This window comes from Kitasatospora sp. NPDC004240 (genome assembly GCF_053603215.1).
This window is the reverse complement of sequence record NZ_JBSGFD010000355.1, coordinates 1-4,956: the sequence shown is the minus strand read 5'-3', so window position 1 is coordinate 4,956 and position 4,956 is coordinate 1. Positions and strand designations below refer to the sequence as shown.

The 4,956-nt window shown below is 76.5% G+C and carries 3 protein-coding genes; 1 reads left to right on the top strand and 2 read right to left on the bottom strand.

Annotation, left to right across the window (positions count from 1 at the left end; genetic code table 11):
• Positions 1–105 precede the first annotated feature (105 nt).
• Positions 106–333 (bottom strand): hypothetical protein, encoded by a 228-nt coding sequence (locus ACWEQL_RS41030; RefSeq protein WP_452156502.1) that lies wholly within the window; start codon positions 331–333, stop codon positions 106–108.
• Positions 334–342: 9 nt separating this feature from the next.
• Complete coding sequence (gene malQ, locus ACWEQL_RS41025) at positions 343–2,427, bottom strand: 4-alpha-glucanotransferase (RefSeq protein ID WP_452156500.1); 2,085 nt, start codon at positions 2,425–2,427, stop codon at positions 343–345.
• A 411-nt stretch (positions 2,428–2,838) separates the two neighbouring features.
• On the opposite strand from malQ, the gene ACWEQL_RS41020 reads away from it, so the two are divergent.
• Positions 2,839–4,956, top strand: a 2,118-nt coding sequence (locus ACWEQL_RS41020; RefSeq protein WP_452156498.1) for a beta-N-acetylhexosaminidase family protein, incomplete at its 3' end; no start/stop codon positions are given.

Below are 4,956 nucleotides of genomic sequence, written 5' to 3'. Positions count from 1 at the left end.
ACACCGAACAACCCGACATCGAGCAGCGCTTCCAGCACGCCGCCGACGGGCGGGGTCGAACGTCCGCCGCCCCTGTCGTGTCAGAGCGTGTGTGGTACTCCGGGACTACTTCTGCTTGTCCTTGCCCCACGGGATGCCGGCGAGCGCGGCGATGATCACGAAGGACGCGATCGGCAGCAGCACGAACAGGCCCAGGGTCTGGGCGACGGTCAGCGTGTCGCCCGGTTGGTCACCGTCGTCCCGGGTCACGGCCATGGCGGGCGACGACATCAGCATCATCAGCGTGGCCGTCGCGGTGACCGCACCGGCGCGCAAAGCGTTCCTCTTGTCCACGTCGCCAACTTACCCGTCGCTTACCTCGGGGCGCTCGGCGGGGTCGGCCTTTCGGGCGGCCCCCGGCGCGGGCGTGCGCAGCACCCCGGCGAGGGCGGCGGCGGCCGGGTCGGCGGCGATCGCGTCCAGGGTGACCGGGTTCCCCGCGCCGTCCGCGACCGGCAGCCGCCAGTTCGGGTACTGGTCCCAGGTGCCGGGCAGGTTCTGCGGGCGCGGGTCGCCGACCAGGTCGGGCAGCCAGACGCCGACCAGCTCGGCCGGGGTGTCCAGCAGGAAGCGGTGGAGCGCGGCCCCGGACAGCTCCTCACCGTCCGCGAGCAGGCCCAGCCGGGTCAGCTCGGCCCGCCAGTCGGCCAGCTCGGCCGCCGCCCCGTCCTGCTCCTCGCCCAGCGAACGGGCCAGCAGTCCCAGCCGGTGCCGCAGCTCCACGTGCTCGCCGGAGAGCCGGGCCGCCGTGCTGGGCAGGTCGTGGGTGGTCAGGGTGGCCAGGCTCTTCGCCCGCCAGCGACCGGGGGCGAGGATCCGGCCGCCGTTCGCCCAGTCCCGCTCGAACCAGAGCACCGAGGTGCCGAGGATCCCCCGCGCGGCCAGCTGCTCCCGCACACCCGGCTCGACCGTGCCCAGGTCCTCGCCGATGACCGCGGTACCGGCCCGGTGCGCCTCCAGGGCGAGCACCCCGAGCATCGCCTCCGCGTCGTAGCGCACGTACGCGCCCTCGGTCGGGGCGTGCCCGGCCGGGACCCACCAGAGCCGGAACAGGCCCATCACGTGGTCGATCCGGATCGCGCCGGCGTGCCGGGCCGCCGAGCGCAGCAGTTCCGCGTACGGGGCGTAGCCGGCGGCGGCGAGGGCGTCCGGGCGCCAGGGCGGCAGGCCCCAGTCCTGGCCGTGGGCGTTGAAGGCGTCCGGCGGGGCGCCGACCGAGATGCCGGTGGCGAGCACGTCCTGCAGGCCCCAGGCGTCGGCGCCGTCCGGGTGCGCGCCGACCGCGAGGTCGTGGATCAGGCCGACCGGCATGCCGGCGGCGCGCGCCGCGTGCTGGGCCTGGCGCAGCTGCTCGTCCACCAGCCAGGCCAGCCAGCGGTGGAACTCCACCCGCCCGGCGAGCGACTCGGCGGCCAGCGTGACGTGCGGGCTGTCGGGGTGGCGCAGGCCCCGGGGCCAGGAGTGCCAGTCCGAGCCGTGCACCTCGGCGAGGGCGTTCCAGCGGGCGTGGCGCTCCAGCCAGCCGCCCTCGGCCCTGCGGTACGCCCGGTAGGCGGCCTCCCGGCCGGCCCCGCGGGGCACCCGGTGCAGCAGCTCCAGGGCGGCGAGCTTGAGCGCCCAGACGGCGTCCCGGTCGATCAGGCCGTCGTGGCCGAGCACCTCCTCGCGCAGCCGGGCGGCCTTCTGCGCCAGCGCGTCGAGTTCGGCCCGCTGCTCCTCCGTCAGCGCGCCGTACTCGGGCACCGCCTCGATCCGCAGGTGCACCGGGTCGGCGAAGCGGCGGGAGGAGGGGCGGTAGGGGGAGGGGTCGGTGGGCGCGCCGGGCAGGGCGGCGTGCAGCGGGTTGATCTGCACGAAGCCGGCGCCGAGGCCCGCGCCCGCCCACTGGACGAGCTCGGTGAGGTCGCCGAGGTCGCCCATGCCCCAGGAGCGGTCGGACAGCACGCTGTACAGCTGGGCGAGGAAGCCCCAGCTGCGGCCGGGCAGTTCGGGCAGCGTCTCGGGCGCCACGATCAGGTGCGCGCGCTGCTCGCGGTCGCCGGCCGCCACGTGCAGCCGGTGCCGGCCCAGCGGGAGGTCCGCGGGCAGCCAGTGGGAGCGGGTGGGCGGCAGCTCCCAGCGGCCGCCGTCCTCCAGTGCGATGACGACCCGTGCGTCGCCCGGCACGTCCAGCGCGGTGCGGCGCCCGGCCCGGACCACCACGCACGGGGGCAGCAGCCGCTCGCGGTGCTCGGTGCGGTGACGCTCCAGCGCCTCCCGGACCGCCTCGGGCGTCCCCGCCGCCACCCCCATCGCCCCGAGCACCGCCACCAGCGTCCGCGCGCCGGGCTCGTACGTCCCCTCCACCCCGTACGCCCGTGCCAACGCCACCAGTTCCGCCGGTGCCACCGACGCGTCCTGCGCCGGCACCCCCTCTTCCCGGCTCCCGGCTCCATCACGATCGAGGTAAGCGGCCACTCGCGGCTCCTGCGCAGTCTCGGCACCACCCAACGGGGACAGCCACAGTCCTACCCGGGTGACGGCCCCGTGACGCTGCGCGACACGACACGCGCGGGGTCGCGGGGCGCCCGGGGGCGCGGCGAGGGGTGGCGCGGCCGCCGGGAGGGGCTGGCGGAAGGGGGCGGGCGGCACGGGCGGGGCGGGTGGTGACGGGGCGATGGACGGGGTGGGCGGGGGTGGTGACGGCGGGTCGCGACCAATGGGGACAAAGTCGGCATACCCGTCGACGACATTGACACCGGCAGACCCAGCTGGTGGGCTGTGGGCCGATGTGCTCCCAGGGTTGGCGAGGAGGCTCCTGTGCAGGCGCGAGTGTCCGAGGCCACGGGGCGGCGGTTGCGGCATCAACTGGAGCAGAGCCCGGCGCTGCGTGAGGTGCTGCAGCACCCGGCGGCGCTCGCGGCGCGGCGGGCCACCGCGCGCACGTGCCGGCAGCTGGCGCCGCGGACGGCGGACCGGCTGATCGCGGACCTCAAGGGAACTCCCCCGCTGCTGGCCTCCGTACGGGCCGAGCGGGCGGCCGCCTCACGGCCGGGCGCCCCGAGCCGGCGGGCCATCAAGCTGGCGGCGACCCTCTCGGCCGCGGCCGTGGTCGGCGGGCTGCTGGCGGCCTCCCCCACGTACGCCTACCCGCACGCGGGCTCCCCGGACGTGGTGAGCAGCGCGCCGCAGACCCCGCTGGGCAGCGTGAGCGACCCCCAGGTGTTCCCGCGCCCGCAGGAGCAGAAGGTGGGCGGCAAGCCGGTGACCGTCCCGGCGGCGGTGACGCTGGTGACCGCGCCCAAGGCGGACAACGGCGCGGTGGACGCGGTGCGCGAGGTGCTGACCATCGCCGGGGCGTCCACGGTGACCCCGCAGTCGGAGGCCGAACCGGCCGCCGGCTCGCTGGTGGTGTACGTCGGCGGGCCGGACGAGGGCTCCGGCGGCACGGTCGACCGGGTGCTGCGCGAGCTGGCCGTGGCGGCCGGCGGCGACGGGAGCGCCGCGCCGTCCCCGAGCGGGCTGCCGGCCGGCGGCTACGTGCTGTCGGCGGGTCAGCTGCCGTCCTCCGACGGCGGCACGTACGGCGTCGTGGTGCTGGCCGGGACGGACGCGACGGGCACCTTCTACGCGGCGCAGAGCCTGCGCCAGCTGCTGGCCGCCGTGCCGGCGGGGCAGGGCCAGAGCCCCACGGCCGGCCTCGGCCTGCCCGGGATCACCCTGCGCGACTGGCCGACCGGCGCGCCGCTGCGCGGGACCGCCGAGGCGTTCTACGGCACCCCGTGGACCCAGGCGCAGCGCCTGGAGCAGCTGGACTTCCTGGGCCGCGGCAAGCAGAACTTCTACCTCTACGCCCCCGGCGACGACCCGTACCGGCTCTCCCGCTGGCGCGACGCCTACCCGGCCGCCCGGGCCGCGGACCTGCGCGCGCTGGCCGGGCGGGCGCGGACCAACCACATCACCCTGGGCTACGCCATCGACCCGGGGCAGTCGTTCTGCTACAGCTCCGGCAAGGACGCCGACGCGCTGGTCGCCAAGCTCGACGGGCTGCGCCAACTGGGCTTCACCGCCTTCCAGTTGCAGTTCCTGGACGTCAGCTACGACGAGTGGCACTGCGGCGACGACAAGTCGCGGTACGGCACCGGGCCGGCCGCCGCCGCCAAGGCGCAGGCCGAGCTGATCACCAAGGTGCAGGAGCGCCTGATCGCCAAGCACCCGGACCTCGCGCCGCTGTCGGTGGTGCCGACCGAGTACCACCAGCAGGGCGCGACCCCGTACCGCCAGGCGCTGGCCGGTGCGCTGCCGGCCCGGGTGCAGCTGGCCTGGAGCGGGGTCGGCGTGATCCCGGAGAAGATCACCTCGGCGCAGGCCGACGAGACCCGGGCGCTGTACGCGCACCCGCTGGTCACCATGGACAACTACCCGGTCAACGACTCCACCCCGGACCGGCTCTTCCTCGGCGCCTACACCGGGCGCGACCCCGAGGTGGCCACCCGCTCCGCGGTGATGCTGACCGGCGCGATGCAGCAGCCGGTGGCGTCCCGGATCGCGCTGGCCACCGCCGGCGACTTCGCCTGGAACCCGGCCGGCTACCGGCCCGAGGAGTCCTGGCAGGCCGCGCTGCGCTCGCTGGCCGGGCCGACCGCGAGCGCCGGGCCGGCCGTGGCCGACAAGGGCAGCGGCGCGGCGCTCGCCGCCGTGACCGCGCTGGCCGGCAACAGCTCCTCCTCCCCGCTGGCCAAGCAGGAGTCCGGGTACCTCACGCCGCTGCTGGAGCGGTTCTGGGCGACCGTGGAGCCGACCGGCGGCACCACGCCGGACCTCGCCAAGCTGATCGAGGCCGCCGCCCCGCTGCGGGAGGCCTTCACCGCGATGGCCACCGCCCAGCAGACCCTGGCCGCCGACCGGGCCACCGCCCCGCTGGCCGCCGAGGCCGCG